Annotated in this window: 16 protein-coding genes, 1 pseudogene and 1 riboswitch; of the genes and pseudogenes, 12 read left to right on the top strand and 5 right to left on the bottom strand. The window is 56.0% G+C overall.

Going from position 1 to position 17,380, the window contains the following annotated elements:
• Nucleotides 1-84 precede the first annotated feature (84 nt).
• Nucleotides 85-1,143 carry a polyamine ABC transporter substrate-binding protein gene (locus tag AB1A64_RS15635; RefSeq protein WP_366552307.1) on the bottom strand — a complete coding sequence of 353 codons (1,059 nt, stop codon included), beginning with the start codon at nt 1,141-1,143 and terminating at the stop codon, nt 85-87.
• Nucleotides 1,144-1,402: 259 nt separating this feature from the next.
• The gene (locus AB1A64_RS15630; protein ID WP_366552250.1) at nt 1,403-1,807 is read right to left on the bottom strand and encodes an Rrf2 family transcriptional regulator; all 405 of its coding nucleotides are present in this window, start codon (nt 1,805-1,807) and stop codon (nt 1,403-1,405) included.
• A 104-nt stretch (nt 1,808-1,911) separates the two neighbouring features.
• On the opposite strand from AB1A64_RS15630, the gene AB1A64_RS15625 reads away from it, so the two are divergent.
• The 12 genes and pseudogenes from AB1A64_RS15625 to AB1A64_RS15570 all read left to right on the top strand — a co-directional run bounded on the left by AB1A64_RS15625 (nt 1,912) and on the right by AB1A64_RS15570 (nt 13,441).
• A complete protein-coding gene (locus AB1A64_RS15625; protein ID WP_366552249.1) occupies nt 1,912-3,123 on the top strand; it encodes a GTP-binding protein in 1,212 nt (403 codons plus the stop codon).
• Nucleotides 3,124-3,140: 17 nt separating this feature from the next.
• A complete protein-coding gene (locus tag AB1A64_RS15620; protein ID WP_366552248.1) occupies nt 3,141-3,755 on the top strand; it encodes a DUF1826 domain-containing protein in 615 nt (204 codons plus the stop codon).
• Complete coding sequence (locus tag AB1A64_RS15615; protein WP_366552247.1) at nt 3,752-4,024, top strand: DUF6525 family protein; 273 nt, start codon at nt 3,752-3,754, stop codon at nt 4,022-4,024. Before AB1A64_RS15620 ends, AB1A64_RS15615 begins: the two co-directional genes overlap by 4 nt.
• A gap of 167 nt (nt 4,025-4,191) precedes the next feature.
• Nucleotides 4,192-4,399, top strand: a riboswitch (cobalamin riboswitch).
• 101 nt (nt 4,400-4,500) lie between these two features.
• Nucleotides 4,501-4,857: a DUF1636 domain-containing protein gene (locus tag AB1A64_RS15610; RefSeq protein ID WP_366552246.1), complete on the top strand. Its 357-nt coding sequence runs from the start codon at nt 4,501-4,503 to the stop codon at nt 4,855-4,857.
• Nucleotides 4,854-5,639, top strand: a complete 786-nt coding sequence (locus AB1A64_RS15605) for an ABC transporter ATP-binding protein (protein WP_366552245.1) — start codon at nt 4,854-4,856, stop codon at nt 5,637-5,639. Before AB1A64_RS15610 ends, AB1A64_RS15605 begins: the two co-directional genes overlap by 4 nt.
• 18 nt (nt 5,640-5,657) lie before the next feature.
• A complete protein-coding gene (locus AB1A64_RS15600) occupies nt 5,658-6,605 on the top strand; it encodes an ABC transporter substrate-binding protein (protein WP_366552244.1) in 948 nt (315 codons plus the stop codon).
• Nucleotide 6,606: 1 nt separating this feature from the next.
• Nucleotides 6,607-7,620, top strand: coding sequence for an iron ABC transporter permease (locus AB1A64_RS15595; protein WP_366552243.1), 1,014 nt, complete (start codon nt 6,607-6,609; stop codon nt 7,618-7,620).
• A 279-nt stretch (nt 7,621-7,899) separates the two neighbouring features.
• A complete protein-coding gene (locus AB1A64_RS15590; protein WP_366552306.1) occupies nt 7,900-9,408 on the top strand; it encodes an FMN-binding glutamate synthase family protein in 1,509 nt (502 codons plus the stop codon).
• Nucleotides 9,409-9,461: 53 nt separating this feature from the next.
• Nucleotides 9,462-11,123, top strand: a complete 1,662-nt coding sequence (locus AB1A64_RS15585) for an acetolactate synthase large subunit (protein WP_366552242.1) — start codon at nt 9,462-9,464, stop codon at nt 11,121-11,123.
• Nucleotides 11,120-12,517: an aldehyde dehydrogenase family protein gene (locus tag AB1A64_RS15580; RefSeq protein ID WP_366552241.1), complete on the top strand. Its 1,398-nt coding sequence runs from the start codon at nt 11,120-11,122 to the stop codon at nt 12,515-12,517. The genes AB1A64_RS15585 and AB1A64_RS15580 overlap by 4 nt, the downstream gene beginning before the upstream one ends.
• Nucleotides 12,480-13,019, top strand: coding sequence for a response regulator (locus tag AB1A64_RS15575; protein ID WP_366552305.1), 540 nt, complete (start codon nt 12,480-12,482; stop codon nt 13,017-13,019). The genes AB1A64_RS15580 and AB1A64_RS15575 overlap by 38 nt, the downstream gene beginning before the upstream one ends.
• Nucleotides 12,929-13,441 (top strand): annotated as a pseudogene (locus tag AB1A64_RS15570) (adenylate/guanylate cyclase domain-containing protein). Before AB1A64_RS15575 ends, AB1A64_RS15570 begins: the two are co-directional and overlap by 91 nt.
• Before the next feature lie 73 nt (nt 13,442-13,514).
• Here the strand turns inward: AB1A64_RS15570 and AB1A64_RS15565 are convergent.
• Genes AB1A64_RS15565 through AB1A64_RS15555 form a run of 3 tightly spaced genes read right to left on the bottom strand, consistent with a single transcriptional unit; the run spans nt 13,515 to nt 17,378 of the window.
• Complete coding sequence (locus tag AB1A64_RS15565; protein WP_366552240.1) at nt 13,515-15,317, bottom strand: metallophosphoesterase; 1,803 nt, start codon at nt 15,315-15,317, stop codon at nt 13,515-13,517.
• A gap of 23 nt (nt 15,318-15,340) precedes the next feature.
• Complete coding sequence (locus AB1A64_RS15560; RefSeq protein ID WP_366552239.1) at nt 15,341-16,849, bottom strand: tripartite tricarboxylate transporter permease; 1,509 nt, start codon at nt 16,847-16,849, stop codon at nt 15,341-15,343.
• 13 nt (nt 16,850-16,862) lie between these two features.
• Entirely contained in the window at nt 16,863-17,378 is a 516-nt protein-coding gene (locus tag AB1A64_RS15555; RefSeq protein ID WP_366552238.1) for a tripartite tricarboxylate transporter TctB family protein, read from the bottom strand.
• Between the last annotated feature and the right edge of the window lie 2 nt (nt 17,379-17,380).

Genomic DNA, 17,380 nt, shown 5'->3' with positions numbered 1-17,380 from the left:
GGCGAACTTTTCCCAGCCCCAACATTTTGCACGTATCCGTCGTTCTGTGCTTCTTAGACGAATAGCTTCGCGCCCAAAGGCGACCTAGACACCAGATTTAACCCGAGTCCACATGCGCGTCACGAAACGCTGCATCTCAGCGTCCCAAGGCATCTTCATATAGAGGTTCTTCATCCCTTCTTCAGACGGATAGAGGCCCGGATCATTCAAAATCTCTTCGTTCAGAAACTCCTGCGACGCAAGGTTTCCGTTTGCATACCAAACATAGTTAGAAATTGCGGCCGCGTTTTCTGGCTCCATCAGAAAGTTGATAAACTTATGGGCCAGTTCCGGATGAGGGGCATCCGCAGGGATTGCTATCTGGTCGAACCACATGCCCGAACCTTCTCGGAAAGCGCTATACTCAATTACGATCCCGTTTCCGGATTCGGCAGCCCGACTTCGGGCTTGCAGGCCGTCACCTGACCAGGCCATTGAAACGCACACTTCACCGGTCGCAAGGTCCGAGATATAGCCTGTCGAGTTAAACTTTCTTACATAAGGACGAACCGCGTTAAGAACCGGTTCAGCTTTGGCAATAACATCGAGATCGCGCGTATTCGGATCCTCACCGATATAGGTCAGGGCGGCGGGGATAAGCTCGGACGGAGCATCCAGAAAATTCACGCCACAATCGGACAGCTTGGATACGTATTCAGGGTTAAACAGCAGCTCCATCGTATCCAGTGGAATATCGTCACCAAGCGCCTCGCGGACTTTTTCGACATTCACAGCGATGCCCGTCGATCCCCACATATAGTTCACTGAGTAGCTGTTTTCTGGATCGAACGTCGCGGTTCGTTGCTCGATAGCATCCCACAAGTGAACCGAGTTGGGCAGCTGGTCTTTGTCGAGCGGTTGGAAGACGCCGGCTTCTATCTGACGTTGCAAAAACGTGCCCGAGGGAAACACGACGTCATAACCAGACTTGCCTGCAAGCATTTTGGTTTCAAGCAAGTCATTGGAATCGAAGTTATCATAGACGACTTCGACCCCCGTTTCGGTGGTGAATTTTTGCAGCAGAGACTCGTCGATATAGTCAGCCCAATTGTAAACATAGACCTTTTCCTCGGCGTATAGCGCAGTTGTCAAAAGCAAGGTCATCGACGCAGCCGTCAATATTGATTTCATTGTGTACTCCTAAGGCTTTGCAACATGGTCCCGGTGGGCTGTGAGAAACGCGGTCCACCCGTCTTATGGTCCTGAGGCAGATCCAACAAGCCTGAAGTTAAAGCTAAGCCTTACCAAAGGACGTATCACCACCCCAGTTGGTGCGAACCTTAAACAGCGGGAATATGGCACCCATAGCGTCAAACGATGTGGTGAGAATAAATAGAAGCTTGCCGCGATAGTTGATCAGGTATTACTTGCCTCTGACTTCGGAGATGGTCGTCTCACCAAGACGGTCGACTAGGCTTTGCTCGATCTCCTTCATGATACTCGAAACGCGACGGTGCAACGCATGTTCCACTGAACATTTGGGGGCATGATCTTCGCTGCCAGAGGCGATCAGACTTTCGTCCAACGCAAGATACACATCCGCGAGGGTTATGCTGTCTGGTTCGCGTGCCAGACTCCACCCTCCTGCGTGGCCTTTTTCCGAAGTTAACAGACCCGCGTCACGAAGCCGTCCCAAGACGCGGCGTACCACCACCGGGTTCGTCCCTGAATGCTCGGCGATATCCGCAGATGTACGCTTACGATTCGGATCTCCGGCCATGTGGCTGAGCGTGTGCAGGGCGAGGGATAGGCGGCTATTGCGCTTCATTTGTCGTTCTTCTCTAGGCAGATATCACACGTAACAATAACTGTTGCATTCGTCTAGTAACTGCGTAAGTTACGTGACTCTCAAGGCACCATTTGGAGCAACTCATGTCAGATACCCGACTTCCTGTCACCGTCCTTTCCGGCTTCTTAGGGGCGGGTAAGACCACCCTTTTGAACCGTGTCCTGAACAACCGCGAAGGGCGTCAGGTCGCGGTTATTGTCAATGATATGTCCGAGGTGAATATCGACGCCGATCTGGTGCGGGCCGATACCGAACTCAGCCGGACGGATGAAACTCTGGTTGAAATGTCGAATGGCTGCATCTGTTGCACCCTTCGGGACGATCTTTTGGAGGAAGTCCGGCGCCTCGCTGCGGAAGGACGTTTTGACTACCTGCTGATTGAGTCCACAGGCATTTCTGAACCCTTGCCCGTGGCAGCAACTTTCGATTTCCGGGATGAAGCTGGCGACAGCTTGTCCGACGTGGCGCGGCTCGACACCATGGTAACGGTTGTCGATGCGGTGAACTTGCTGAACGATTTCTCGTCCCACGATTTCCTGCGAGACCGAGGCGAAACGATGGGTGAGGAAGACGAGCGAACGCTGGTCCACTTGCTTACGGATCAAATAGAATTCTCTGATGTCGTGGTTCTGAACAAGGTTGATGATGCAGGGCCGGAAAAAGTTGATGCGGCCCGCAAGATCATCCGCAGTCTGAATGCAGATGCCGAGATCATCGAGACCAACCACTCGGAAGTTGCCGCAGAAAAGATCCTGGACACTGGCCTCTTTGACTTCGAGCAAGCCCATGAACACCCAATGTGGGCAAAGGAACTGTACGGATTTGCCGACCACGTGCCTGAGACTGAGGAATACGGGGTTGCGTCATACGTTTACCGGGCGCGACTTCCGTTCGTTCCCGAACGCATTTTAGACGTTCTCAACGGTGATCTGCCAGGGGTGATCCGGGCCAAAGGCCACTTTTGGATTTCAACACGCCCCGACTGGGTGGCTGAATTTTCACTCGCCGGTGCATTGTCCAGCGTCAAACCACTCGGCACTTGGTGGGCATCGGTGCCCGAAGAGCTACGCCCCACACATGACAGCGCTCGCGCCTATATGCAGGCCCACTGGCAAGAGCCGTGGGGCGACCGCCGTCAAGAGATCGTTTTCATCGGTGCCAGTATCGACTGGCCGGGGTTGAAGGCACGATTGGACAATTGCCTTATGCCAGCAGTTACGGCGGCAGGGCCCGACAATTTGCCGGACCTTCCTGACCCCTTCCCGATTTGGCGCCGGGTAGAGGATGCCGCATGAACTTCGTCAGAAAACCCGTGAAAGACAAGGTCACCGGTGTGAGCTTCGCAGATGATCCAGCGTCGCTCCGCACTTTTGCACAGCCAAGCTGTGCCGCTATGATTTGGCGCCGGCGAACCCCGCCGGAAATGCAACGCTGGCTTGACCGGCTTGACCCCGAAGCTTTGCCAAGTGGGCGCGTCATTCTTCCGCCAAGCGCCATTCAAACGACCGTGGGACAACTCTGCGATATCTCCGGCTTGGCTGACGGCCCAGAAAAAGCGTGGCTTCAGGACGATATCTCTTCTCTGGCCGATATCTTCTGTGAATTGATGAACGCCAAGTTCCTGCGGCTGCGGCTGGATGTTGTCACTACCAATGCTTGCCGTAAATTCCATACCGATGCGGTCACCGCCAGGTTGGTCTGCACCTATCGTGGCACTGGAACACAATATGGCACTTCGACCGATGGAAGCGATCCCAAGCGAGTGTTCACCGTTCAGACCGGCGCGCCGATCCTGCTTCGGGGAACACTCTGGCCCGAGCGACCATCGTCAGGGGTGGTGCACCGCTCACCTCCGATCGAAGGTACCAATGAAACCCGTCTCGTCTTGGTTTTGGACCCAGTGCAAAATCCGGAAACCGAAGCATGAGACGTAACCTCGGGCAATGCAGCTTACGCCGCAAGCGGCGATCAAGCGATCCGATGGATGCGTTTGACGGCCTTCCAGCCCCGTTGCGACAGTGGTTGTCAGAAGCGGCATTGCCATGGTCCCCGGTATCCGCGCGCCGTATCTGGTCAAAATCGCGGGCCAAGGGGCTTTCATCAGAAGAAACGCTCATGTCGCTCAGTCGGGCCGAAGCTAGAACGCTCGCGCGCGACCGACAATCGACTGCGTTCAAATTGAATTCCCAGACCTGAAGGACAAAAAATGCCACTTCTATCACAGCCTGCTGTCGCAACGCCTGCGGCTTTAGAGGCTGCTCTTGCAGTCACTACACATGAGACAGATTTCGAAACTGTGAGCGTTTGAGTTCCGGTCGAAAGGTTGTTGTTTCAAATCGTGATTGACATGGCCCCCAGTCTAAGACAAGCAAGGGCCAGATGGTTCCCGATGGTCCGCCCAAGGGATGAAAAGGGAATACGGTGCGGTTCGCCACTTTGGCGCCAAATCCGTGACTGCCCCCGCAACTGTAAGCGGTGAGCGACGCCAAAATCCACTGGCCATTAGGCCGGGAAGGTTGGCCAAGCATCGACCCGCAAGTCAGGAGACCTGCCATCACATGTTCAACCAACCCGGGGCGGGGCGTCCTGGAAGGAGGCTTTGATGGCACGTCTGAAACGTGTGTACATGATCGGCACCTTCTGTCCGCGCTTGGCTTCAAGCGGAGCGGACAATGCCGGAAACACCTGACCATTTCCTTCTGATCTGCTCGACCTGCACCGGGGCATTGCCTGTTGATGCCGTGCGCAATGCGTTGACCGGCAGGTTGCCAACCGGGTTCGCAGTGCGCACCGTTACCTGCATGGCGGGCTGCGCGCGACCAACGACCGTCGGATTTCAGGCCGCTGGCAAAGCTCAGTACCTGTTCGGCGATATTGAAACTGCCGAAGATGTCGACGCGTTGGCGGAATTCGCACATCAGTACCGCAACGTCGCAGACGGTTGGACCAACGCGACGGACCGGCCGCAACCACTATTTACAAAAACCCTTTCTCGTTTGCCTCGAATTCAATTGGAGGAGCCATCATGACGACCTCATCTTTTCTGGTTGCGCGTGATCTCGAATATTATGCGCTCAATGGTGACGTTCTTCTGCAAGGCGTCTCGTTTGAATTGGCCGAGGGCGCGATACTGGCAATTGCCGGTCCGAATGGGGCGGGAAAAACCACGCTTTTGAACCTTCTGTGCGGGGCGGCTGAGATTGTATTGGGCAATGTATTGGTCAAGGAACGCAGCCTGAAACATATGCCCGCTATGGAACGTGCCCGCATGATCGCGGTTGTGGGCCAGCAAGAGCAGCCGGATGGCAGGTTGCTATTGCGGGACTATGTTGCCATGGGCCAGATTCCGATCTGGGCCGACCGATCCGCAGTTGAACATGCCAGGGAACTGAACAGAATCCTTGACCTGACCGACCTTGGTGCGCTGGCAGACAAGCGCATGGCGGTACTGTCCGGGGGCGAACGTCAACGCGCGCATATCGCCCGAGCTCTGGCACAGAACCCATCGTTGTTATTTCTGGATGAGCCGACCAACCATCTCGATCCGGATGCCAAGGGTCGGATGCTGTCTCTGGTCGCCGAACTGGGCATCACGGTTGTGATGATTGTCCATGATCTGGTCATGATCCCGGAATTCGCCACCCACGTGGCCCTGATGAAATCTACGCGGCTCACGGGATTTGGCCCCGTGGCCGAAGTGCTGACCCCCGAGCGGGTCCGCGATACTTTTGGCGTTGAATACCTGTGCTTTCACCACGAAGGCCGCGTGATTCCAGCGCTGGATATCCGTAAATCCACAATCTCAACCTAAACCAAGGAACATTCCCCAATGAAACACATCTGGTCCGTGACGCTGGTCACAGCCATGGCAGGCGGTGCGTCCGCCCACGAGGTCACCGTCGACAACTGCGGAGCGCCGCTGGTGTTCGAAACCCAGCCTGAGCGTCTGGTTGTGCATGACATGAACATGACCGATATGGCCTTCGCGTTGGGCCTGCAGGACAAAATCGTCGGACTGACCGGCATCACCGGCTGGTACAAAACCAGCCCGGAATTCGACACCCTGCGCGGTGATATCCCCGAACTGGCACCGAAATACCCAACTGTCGAAAACCTTGTTGCCGTGGAGCCCGACCTGTTTTTTGCTGGCTGGTATTACGGCATGAAACCAGGCGGAGATGTGACCCCGGATACGCTGGAGCCCTTTGGTATCAAAACCATGATCCTGACCGAAAGCTGTGTGCATCTGGACAAGGATCGCCCCGAAGCCAGCATGAACCTGCTATTCAATGACGTCCTGCGCCTGGGTCAGGTCATGCACGTCGAAGACAAGGCCGAGGCGCTGGTCACGGGCTGGAAAGACGAACTCTCAGCGATCGAAGCGCAGACTGCCGACCTGGCGAAACCCCGCGTTTTCTTGCTGGACGGCCCGGCGGACGCGCCATTCACCGCAGGTAAGTTCGCCATCCCCGATGCTATGATTGCTGCCGCGGGTGGTGAAAACGTGACCCACGACATGGAAACAAGCTGGGGCCGAACCTCGTGGGAGGCGGTTGCCGCTGCTAACCCGGAATTCCTTGTGCTGCTTGATTATCAAACGGGCAATGGCGCTGCGGACACGTTCAAATTTCTGCAGGAACATCCGGTGATGTCGCAGACCGAAGCCGTGAAAAACGAGCGCTGGATCGGTTTGCGGTACGAGGAATTGACCCCCGGACCGGCAAATATCGAAGCGATTTCGAAAATGGCCCAGGCCATGCATCCAGGCCTCAACTGATATGGGCCGACTGGGCCTGACACTTGTGCTGGGGGCGGCCGTATTGGCCGCCCTCTTACTGATATCCACGATCTATGGCACCACATCCATCCCCGTCGCGGACACGGTCACGGCGATCTTGCTGGGAACGGGCCTGAGCGAAGGAGAGATGTCACCGCTGCACCGGATCGTCTTTGATCTGCGCCTGCCGCGCGCCTTGTTCGCAGCCGTGATCGGGGCTGGTCTGGGCATTGTCGGTGTGGTTTTGCAAACCACCACACGCAACGATTTGGCCGACCCGTTTTTGTTTGGCCTGTCCTCGGGCGCGGCGGCAGGTGCCGTGTTCGTCATCACAGTGACCGGCGATATTCTGGGTTTCTGGACCTTACCGCTGGCCGCATTCTGCGGAGGGCTTGTAGCGTCGGGTATCGTGCTGGCGCTGGTTCACGGGTTGCGCACCAGCGCGCCCGAGAAACTGATACTGGCCGGTCTCGCCGTGTCCTTCTTGTTCTCTGCCATCACCAACTATTTGATCTTCGCGGGCGACAGCCGCGCCGCGCATTCGGTGATCTTCTGGATGCTGGGCGGTCTGGGTCTGGCCCGATGGGAGACATTCCCACTGGTCTGCGCCGGATTGCTGCTTATTCTGGCCTACTCGCTCTATCGTGCCCGCTGGCTAGACGCATTGCTGACCGGAGACCTGACAGCTGCAACGCTGGGCGTGCCCGTGCAGGGACTGCGGTTCAGCATGTTCTTTGTCGCTGCCCTTGCAACAGCCGTGTTTGTCTCGGTGGCAGGCGTGATCGGGTTCGTAGGCCTGATGGTCCCTCATATCGCCCGTGGGATCGCAGGGCCGTTGCACCAGCATCTTTTGCCGACAGCAGCGATTGTCGGGGCGGCCCTGCTGACAGGTTCAGATATTCTCAGCCGCCTATTGCTGGCTCCGCAAGAACTGCCCGTCGGGATCGTAACCACCTCAATTGGTTCCGTTTTCGTGTTCCTGCTTCTATTCAGAACGTCAAGAAGCCAGAGGTAGCTTTCTAGTGTCGCCTACCACCCGACCCGGGCAAGACTACAGCTTTTGCCCGGCCTGTTGAGGGATGCGCACTATTCCACCAACAATCCAATTTGTTTCAATGACCTCACAGATACGGAAAATTCTGTCTCGCGCTTGTCAGCGGGTGTGATCCAAATCGCGCGCAGGCTTACTAGTTCACTCGGATCGGCGCCTTTAAGTGTTGTGAACGCTGCGTGAGGTTACCTCGCGGCAAAGCAGGTCAGTGAAACAACTACAGGAGCCGGCTTCGACATGAATATGGCAGAGTTTTCCGGAGCAGCATTTCAATTACTTGAAATACTTACGTACTCGTTTGTCCTTTGTGTCGGCCTTGCGGCGCTTTGGGTTGTGGTTTTGTATGTTCGCGACCGGACGCAAACCGAAAGCACGCTGCGCCGCAACTACCCGGTCATTGCGCGGTTTCGTTACGGGTTCGAACATGTCGGTGAGTTTCTGCGGCAGTATTTCTTTGCACTGGACCGAGAGGAGATGCCGTTCAACCGGGCGGAGCGTTCCTGGGTTTACCGGGCAGCCAAGGATGTGGATTCCACTGTCGCCTTCGGGTCAAGCCGGGATTTGAAGCCGTCGGGAACTGTGTTCTTCGCCAACTGTCCCTTTCCAACGTTGGAGAAAGATGCCGAGGAACCCGCCGAGGTCGAAATCGGGCCTTTTGCGCGCCATCCTTATAAGACCAGTTCGATTTTCAACATCTCGGGCATGAGTTACGGAGCCATCTCAATCCCGGCGGTGCGGGCCCTGTCTTTGGGTGCAAAAAAGGCCGGGATCTGGATGAACACGGGCGAAGGCGGGCTGTCGCCGTACCATCTGGAAGGCGGCGCCGACATCGTCTTTCAGATCGGAACTGGCAAATTCGGCGTTCGTAAACCCGAAGGCGGGTTTGACGAGGACAAGCTGCGCGAAGTTGCGGCGCATGATGCCGTCAAGATGTTCGAGATTAAGCTCAGCCAGGGGGCAAAACCCGGCAAAGGCGGTATTCTGCCCGGCGTCAAAGTCACCGAAGAGATTGCCGCAATCCGGGGGATCAAACCCGGGCAAGACGCGATCAGCCCCAACCGGCATCCCGATATCGATAGCGTTGACGATCTGCTGAACATGATCGCCTTTGTGCGGGAAGTTACTGGCAAGCCGGTGGGCTTCAAGGCGGTGATCGGCGCGCAAGGCTTCTTTGAAGACCTCTGTGCTGCAATTCTGCGGCGCGGTGTTGAAAGCGCCCCGGATTTCGTGACCATCGACAGCGCGGATGGTGGCACGGGCGCAGCCCCCATGAGCCTGATTGACAATATGGGCATGCCGATACGCGAAAGCTTGCCTTTGGTCATCGATGTGCTGAAGGCGCATGGTCTGCGCGACCGGGTCAAGGTCTGCGCCAGCGGCAAGATGATCAACCCGTCCGAAGTGGCCTGGGCCTATTGCGCGGGGGCCGATTTTGTCAACTCGGCCCGCGGGTTCATGTTTGCCCTGGGCTGCATTCAGGCATTGCAATGCAACAAGAACACTTGCCCAACCGGGATCACGACCCACAATCGCAAGCTGCAATTCGGGTTGGACCCGGCCAATAAATCGGAACGCGTAGCCAGCTATGCTATGAACATGAAGAAAGAGATCGGCATTATTGCCCATAGCTGCGGTGTGGCTGAACCCCGACTTCTCAGGCGGCACCACGCACGGCTTGTATTGGAAAACGGACGCTCTCTGCCGATGAGCGAACTTTATCCCGAACCGCAACAAGTGGCGGCGGCTGAATAATCCGCAATTGCTGTCTATAGTTCCATTCAAACCCCATTTAGGTGAGTGTTTCCATGTCTGCCAAATCTACTCCGACCAAAGCCTCTGACCTGCTAGTTGCCGCCCTCGAAGCCGAAGGGGTCACCCGGGTTTTTGCCGTACCCGGCGAAGAAAACCTTGATGTTCTTGAGTCGCTGCGCACGTCGTCCATCGAATTGGTGTTGACGCGCCACGAACAGGGCGCGGCCTTTATGGCGGCCACCTATGGCCGTTTGACCGGCAAGGCGGGTGTGTGCATGGCGACCCTGGGGCCGGGGGCGACAAACTTCGCAACTCCGGCTGCATACGCTCATTTGGGGGGGATGCCCCTGATTATGATCACCGGGCAAAAGCCGATCAAGAAATCCAAACAGGGGCAATTCCAGATCATCGATGTGGTCGGTCTGTTTGACCCGATCTGCAAGATGTCCAAGCAGATCGTGCATGGCAACACGATCCCTGCCCTGATCCGCGAGGCGTTCCGCGTGGCCGAGGAAGAGCGCCCGGGCGCGGTATTGCTGGAACTGCCCGAAGATATTGCAGCTGAAGCCACCGATGCCCCGGTTCTGCAACCTCATCCGCGCCATTATGCTGTAGCGGACCATACGGTTTTGCAGGAAGCCGCTGAACTGATCCGATCGGCAAAGATGCCCCTGCTTTTGTTGGGCGCCGGGGCCAATCGTAAAGACGCGCGCAAAGCGCTCAGCCGGTTTGTGGCAGACACTCAGATCCCGTTCTTTGACACACAAATGGGCAAAGGTGTCATTGATGAACGGTCTGAGCTGTTCATGGGCACGGCTGCGCTGAGCGATGGCGATTATCTGCACTGCGCCATCGACCGAGCCGACCTTATCATCAATGTCGGCCATGATGTCGTGGAAAAACCGCCTTTCTTCATGGAAGAGGGCGGCACCAAGGTGATCCATGTGAACTACAAGGCCGCGCAGGTCGATCAGGTCTATTTCCCGCAGATCGAGGTTGTCGGCGATCTGGCCAAGTCGATCACACGCCTGGCCGAAATCCTCGACGGTCCGTTGGAATTCGATGACAGTTATTTCCGGCTTGTGCGCGAGGAAACGGAAAAACACACATCCGAAGGTGCCGATGACCCACGCTTTCCGATCATCCCGCAGCGTATCGTTGCCGACACCCGCAAGGTGATGGGTGACAGCGATATAATCGCGCTGGACAACGGCATCTACAAAATCTGGTATGCCCGCAACTATAAAGCTTATGAACCCAACACTGTTTTGCTGGACAACGCGCTGGCGACGATGGGCGCAGGGTTGCCCTCGGCGATGATGGCCGCGATGCAGTATCCTGACCGCCGGGTCATGGCGATCTGTGGCGATGGTGGATTCATGATGAACAGCCAGGAACTGGAAACCGCCGTGCGGCTGGGTTTGAACCTGGTGGTGACCGTGCTGAATGACAGCTCTTACGGAATGATCCGCTGGAAACAGGCTCATGCAGGATTTGACGACTGGGGGTTGGAGTTCAACAATCCCGATTTTGTGCAATACGCCAACAGCTATGGTGCAACCGGCCACCGCGTCGAAAGCACAGAAGACTTGGTTCCGACCTTCGAGGCCGCCTTTGCAGCGGGTGGCGTGTATCTGATCGACGTGCCTGTCGATTACAGCGAAAACCAGCGCGTCCTGATCGAAGAACTGGAAGCCAAGGTGTGCCTGATATGAGTACCAGCCTGGATGTCGTGAACCCATTCAGCCTTGAGAAAATAGGCGCGATTGATTTGCGGTCATGGGACGAGGTCGAGTCGATGCTGGATCGCGCTCACTCTCTGTTCCGGGACAGGTCCGCGTGGTTTCCCGGTTATCGAAGGATTGAAATTCTGGAAAAAACCGCTGCTCTGATGCGGGATCGGTTCGACGAATTGGCGTATCTGATCGCCGATGAAGGTGGCAAACCCTTGATTGACGCGCGGGTCGAGGTGACGCGCGCCATAGATGGGGTGGGCTTGTGTATCCACGAGATCGGGCAGATGTCCGGGCGCGAAATCCCGATGGACCTGACCGCCGCCGGAGCCGGGCGCTTAGCATTTACGACCCGCGAACCCATCGGGGTGGTTGTGGCCGCCAGCGCGTTCAATCACCCGCTGAACCTGATTGTGCATCAGGTCGCCCCTGCTGTGGCAACCGGGTGCCCGGTGCTGGTGAAGCCGGCCCTCGACACGCCACTGTCCTGCAAGGTCTTTGTCGACATGCTGCACGAGGCTGGCCTGCCGCAGGATTTCTGTCATTTTGTCGCCTGCGACAATGCGGTGGCGGAACAGTTGATCACCGACCCGCGCACGGCTTTCTTTACCTTCATCGGATCAGCCCGTGTGGGATGGATGCTGCGGTCCAAACTGGCACCGGGTACACGCTGCGCATTGGAACATGGCGGTGCCGCGCCGGTGATTGTGGACACAGATGCCGATCTGGATACGATGATCCCGGTATTGTCAAAAGGCGGGTTTTACCATTCCGGGCAGGTTTGTGTTTCGACACAGCGGGTCTTTGCGCCAATGGATATGGCCGAAGAGGTCGCCACGCAGCTGGCCAAAGCCGCGTCTCAGCTAAAAGTTGGTAACGCCACTGATGAAACGGTTGATTGCGGCCCTCTGATCCGTCCGGGCGAAGTGGACAGGGTCGCAGAATGGGTGGACGAGGCAATCGCTGGCGGCGCACGCGTTCTGACCGGAGGCAAGCGGTTGGGGTCGACAACCTACGCGCCCACCGTATTGCTCAACCCTCCGGCGGATGCCAAAGTCTCGACGCTGGAAATCTTCGGACCCGTTGTCTGTGTGTATGGCTATGACACTTTCGATGGCGCGGTTGAGGCGGCGAACGCATTGCCTTTCGCCTTCCAGTCGGCGGTTTTCACCCGGTCACTTGACCGCGCGCTGACGGCGGTACGCACGCTGGATGCCACGGCGGTCATGGTCAATGACCATACGGCCTTTCGGGTTGACTGGATGCCCTTCGCAGGCCGCCGCCAATCCGGTTACAACACCGGCGGGATCGGATACACGATGCACGACATGACACAGGATAAAATGGCAATTATCCGGCTGCCTCAGGATAAGTGACAGCGCTGCATATCCCGGTCCTGCCTCTCGTTTACCGCAAGGTACCCGGTGCCTGAAGCGCGAAGGGTATACCAATCTTGTTGAAGCCTGCGATGGGCACGAAGCGCTAGGAATACTGGCCAAGGCTTCATTTGATTTGGTTCTTCCGGATTTCATGATGCCCGGCATGAACGGGTTCGAAACACTGGAATGCATGAAGTCGGACATGGCCCTGCGGGACATACCCGTCATAATAGTCTCGGCGGTGGATGAGATCGAAAGCGTGATGCGCTGCATAAAACTTGGTGCAGCAGACCACTTGCCCAAACCCTTTAACTCGGTACTTTTGCGGGCCAGAATTTCTGCAAGCCTGGAGAAGAAATGTCTGAGGGATCAACCAACACAGTGTGTCCAAAACGTTTCTAAGATGTCGTGGTTTTGTTTTGCGATGTGGTCGGATTTACCGAATATTGCGACAGGCATGCACCGGAAGAAGTGGTGTCTCATCTGCAGGATTTGGTGAATACCTGTGAGCAAATCACCGCCCGCCTTGGGTTAGAGAAAATCAAACCCATTGGCGATGCGTACATGGCAACTGCCGGGCTATTACAATAGGTTGAAAGCCCGGCTGAGGCGAGCGTGCGTGCAGGATTAGAGATGATACCGGCGATCAAAAACATTGGGGCGACGCGGGATCTGCGCGCTGGAATTCGTATGAGTCCCGTGGTCGCTGGAGTCATTGGTCGCAAGCAGTTTGTATTTTTTTTATGGGGCGATACGGTGAATGTCGCGTCGAGAATTGTGGAAGAAGCAGAGCCCTCCGGTGTCCTTGTCAGCGACCCTGTATGGTGTCTGATCCAGGGCAATTTTCGCGGCAAGTCGATGGGTTTGGTTGAATTGCAAGGTAAAGGCACGCTCGAGTTGGTCCAATGCCAGTCCAACTGAAACGGTTTTTTGTTTGATCCGAACGGCAGGTAGGTTTGAATAAGCGCAGCTGCATTGCCAGCCGTATGCGCGTTCAAATTTTGCCGACATGACGCGCACGGACGATTTCCAAAAGGGGGCGCGGGTTGTTGCATCGATCAATCGCACCGTTGCGGACAAAGTAACCACGATCAACATCGGCAAGGGTATCGCAAAATACCCGCGTGTTTTTGAGCCTTGCGCGGGTCTCCATTGCTTCAAGGACCCGGGCGTTGGTCGCGTCATCATCCTTGTGGGGAATGGCAGGGTTGTCTCCGGCAACGCGCAGATGTACCGATGCTTTCAAGCCGTAGGGCATGACCGCCCGATCTGCGGCTTCTAACCGATCTACAACCGGCTCGTTGTTGCCCAGCCGGAACACGGCACCCGCATTTCCGCAGGAATTCGGAAGGGATGCGAGGATTTCCATCTGGTTACTGTCCTGTGTATCGAACCCGTGATTGATCACATGAAAGTACGTACCTTCCGCTTTGACCTCTTCCTTTGTGCGCATCCGGGAAATGTAGATCGGCAAGCCGGTTTTCTCGTGAGCGTCAGACAATGCATCAACAGATCTCTCGACATCACGCCAATTCAAGGTGATCTCCCAATCGGTCAGTGTGTCAGCGACGGATGCGATCAGATCCAGGTGGTTTTCAGGAATACTGTAGCCAAACAACGTGATGCGAAATCCGAGATGTTGCAAAATACCAAGCCGGGCGCGGCGTACAGGGTCCAGAAGATCCTGCAGAGGCAGGCGCACGTCCCGGACGCCCATCTCTTGCAGCGCCAGAAGATGATAGTCATTGCGGACCAGTTTGCGGTCGAATTCGTCCAAACCACCGCTGGGGGGCACCTCTGAAATTTCTGCCCAATTCTTACGAAGATCAAAGCCTATCAGCGGCCGGGTATTTTCCCTTGGGTCAGGGGCCAAGTGCTGCAGATCTCCGGTTGGCTTTTCACCGGGGGTCAGCTCTGTTCCGTTGGTACGCACAAACTTCGTGACGTGGCCGTTTTCATAAACATTCACTACAAAATAGCCCAGTTTGGCAGCGTCATTGCGCCCGAATTCACTGCCTTCCGGCGGGACTGCCCGCAGCATTTCTGAATAGTCCTGCCGGACAAAGCTGGTCGCTGGCGCAAGGTAAAAATCCGTCTCGCCATAACGATCGTACCAGAAGTTGTGAGCGTGGCCTGAAAACATGGCCTCGATCCCATGCTTTTCGAGCAGCCCCAACAGCCATCCCCTACCCGGCTGATCAGTATTGTCATAGTGATCAAGTTCGTCGGGATAACACAGGTAGGCCGGATGGTGCAGCATGAGCATGACCCGCTGCCCTTGCGCCGCGGCAAGCTCATTTTCGACCCAACGTCTTTGATCCACCTCGTCCTGCAGCCCGGAATTGATCAATTGCGCGTTCAGCAGAAGAAACCGAACTCCACCCTTTTCGAAGCTGTGGTATTGGGCACCAAACTCCTTTTCCCACGCTTCGATCATTTTGGGCGTGGTGGGGCTTGCTGGCCCGCCACTGATTGGCGTGTCGCCGATGTCGTGGTTTCCCGGCAGCACATGGATTGGCATCGTCAAGTCCGACACAATTGCGCGGTAAGCTTCGGCGGCCTGCGCAAACAGCTCTCCGGTCTCAGGCACGGGGTGAAGCAGATCACCGAGATGGACAACAAAGTCCACCTCTCTGCGGTTGATATCCGCGACAACATAACGAAATCGTCGATTAGCGCGCGCGTTCACGGGAAAGGGTGAATTGCAGCGATCTTCGTCTGGATTGACATGGGTGTCCGAGATCACCGCAAAGCTGTATACAAAGCGGCCCAGACCGACCTTTCCCGCGCTAACCATAGTGTCTTCCTTGTATCTCGGGATTATCCGCCAGTGGTCAGAACCGATGCCTGCCCTGTGCGTGAGGCACGAATGCGGGATCGGATCAGCACAAAGATCGACAATGCGGTCAGCAGCCAGAACAGCCAGCAAATCGCGTTTCTGACAAAAATGGAAAGGCTCCCATCAGACAACAGCAATGACTGACGGAAGTTGTCCTCAAGTAGCGGCCCCAGAACGAAAGCGATCAAAAACGGCGCGACCGGGATGTCGAGCCGCATCATCGCGAACCCAACCAACCCCATGCACAGCATTACCAAGATATCGAACAGGTTATTGTTCACCGCATAGGCCCCGTAAACACACAGTGTAAACACGATCGGGTACAAAATGCGATTGGGGATCAGCGCGACGCGGCTGAAGGTCTTGATCGCGACCTTGCCCACGATGAATAAATAGGCCGAGCTGAGCAGGATACCCATGAACAGCGCATAGATCATTGGCAGGTTCTCTGCAAAAAGAATTGGGCCCGGACGCAACCCATGGATCATGAATGCGCCCAGAATTACTGCCGTGATCACGTCACCGGGCACGCCCAAAGCCAGCAGCGGGATCATTGTCGCCCCGGCCACACCATTGTTCCCGGCCTCGGCCGCCGCGACGCCCTCAGGCTCGCCCTTGCCGAAGTTTTCGGGGTTTTTCGAGTTTCTGCGCGCTTCGCTATAGCTTAGAAAAGCCGCCGGGGCACCACCGATACCGGGAATGGCCCCCAATACCACACCGATGAAACTGCCGCGGACAACCGATTTCAGCGTCTTGCGGAAATCGGCAAAGCTTGCACCGCTCCCCAGTTCCTGACGCTGTGCCCCAGGTGGCCTTGCGCGTCGCGTCGCGCGATCCAATATTTCGGGGATTGCGAACAGGCCGATCAGAACGGGAATAAAGTTCAAGCCGGACATCAGCTCGTAATTTCCAAAGATGAACCGGTTCGTGCCATAGATCAGATCAAGCCCAACAGTGGCCAACATAAGACCCAAGCAAGCCGACAGGATACCTTTGGTCAAGCTGGGCCCTGCAACACCTGCGATGATTGTCAGGGAAAAGACGATCAGCGTGAAAAACTCCGGCGGACCAAAACGCAATGCGAATGTCGCCAGAAAACCGGCAAACATGATCAGCGCTACGTTCGAGATCAGATCAGCCACACAAGATGCATAAAGCGCTATGTCCAACGCCTTTCGTGCCTGCCCCTTCTGTGCAAGCGGGTAACCATCCAAAATGGTACAGGACGCCGCCGGGGTACCGGGCGTCTTGATGAGAATTGCCGTTAAAGACCCGCCATAAAGACCGCCCTTATACACTCCAAGCAACAGCAGGATGCCGGTCACAGGTTGCATCGTAAACGTAAACGGCAGCGCCAGAGCCACGCCCATCGGTGTCGTCATCCCGGGTATAGCACCAATGATAGTTCCAATCAGAACTCCGATGCCGATCACCAGTATGTTTTCCAAACTCAGGAAAAGCTGAAAGGCTGTGGAAATATTCTCGATCATGCTCAGCTCCTCCTCAGCTTAACGTTTCGAATACGCCAAGGGGCATTGGCACACCTGCGACGTGCAAAAAGAACAGGTAAAGAAGAATGGGAAGAAGGATGCTGATCGGAACGATGTAGTACCATTTACGCTCACCAAAAAAGAGCATCATGGCAAGCATCAAAACGATCGAGCTGGCAACAACGCCCAGCGTCGTAAGCGCAAAGTAAAACAGAAAAAGCGCAAAGATCAGAATTACCGTTCGCAGCGTTCCCGGCAGAGTGTCCAACTTGTAGATTGCATCTGCTTCTGCGTCCTCATCCGCATCAACCTCGGGCGTTTTGAGGAGGTATGATTCCGCCACCAAACTCAGCGCGACAAACACAACGGCAAAAGCAATGACACGAGGCCAGAACTCGGGTGACAACGCCGAGATCTCGACATTGCCCGGAGAATCCACCCCAGACGGTATGAGTATTACGATTGTCAGAATTCCAAGGATCAGGAACAGTGCCCCCGCGAAAAAATCCCTCCGTTTTGATGGCTCCACGG

The organism is Ruegeria sp. ANG10 (genome assembly GCF_040705255.1).
GTDB lineage: Bacteria > Pseudomonadota > Alphaproteobacteria > Rhodobacterales > Rhodobacteraceae > Ruegeria.
Note: the sequence above shows the minus strand (reverse complement) of the source record. Positions and strands in the feature narration are given on the sequence as shown.

Bases quoted from the DNA above. Each gene is read 5' to 3' on its own strand.
- AB1A64_RS15635 (WP_366552307.1), bottom strand. From the start codon at position 1,143: ATGACCTTGCTTTTGACAACTGCGCTATACGCCGAGGAAAAGGTCTAT.
- AB1A64_RS15630 (WP_366552250.1), bottom strand. From the start codon at position 1,807: ATGAAGCGCAATAGCCGCCTATCCCTCGCCCTGCACACGCTCAGCCAC.
- AB1A64_RS15625 (WP_366552249.1), top strand. From the start codon at position 1,912: ATGTCAGATACCCGACTTCCTGTCACCGTCCTTTCCGGCTTCTTAGGG.
- AB1A64_RS15615 (WP_366552247.1), top strand. From the start codon at position 3,752: ATGAGACGTAACCTCGGGCAATGCAGCTTACGCCGCAAGCGGCGATCA.
- AB1A64_RS15610 (WP_366552246.1), top strand. From the start codon at position 4,501: ATGCCGGAAACACCTGACCATTTCCTTCTGATCTGCTCGACCTGCACC.
- AB1A64_RS15605 (WP_366552245.1), top strand. From the start codon at position 4,854: ATGACGACCTCATCTTTTCTGGTTGCGCGTGATCTCGAATATTATGCG.
- AB1A64_RS15600 (WP_366552244.1), top strand. From the start codon at position 5,658: ATGAAACACATCTGGTCCGTGACGCTGGTCACAGCCATGGCAGGCGGT.
- AB1A64_RS15595 (WP_366552243.1), top strand. From the start codon at position 6,607: ATGGGCCGACTGGGCCTGACACTTGTGCTGGGGGCGGCCGTATTGGCC.
- AB1A64_RS15590 (WP_366552306.1), top strand. From the start codon at position 7,900: ATGGCAGAGTTTTCCGGAGCAGCATTTCAATTACTTGAAATACTTACG.
- AB1A64_RS15585 (WP_366552242.1), top strand. From the start codon at position 9,462: ATGTCTGCCAAATCTACTCCGACCAAAGCCTCTGACCTGCTAGTTGCC.
- AB1A64_RS15580 (WP_366552241.1), top strand. From the start codon at position 11,120: ATGAGTACCAGCCTGGATGTCGTGAACCCATTCAGCCTTGAGAAAATA.
- AB1A64_RS15565 (WP_366552240.1), bottom strand. From the start codon at position 15,317: ATGGTTAGCGCGGGAAAGGTCGGTCTGGGCCGCTTTGTATACAGCTTT.
- AB1A64_RS15560 (WP_366552239.1), bottom strand. From the start codon at position 16,849: ATGATCGAGAATATTTCCACAGCCTTTCAGCTTTTCCTGAGTTTGGAA.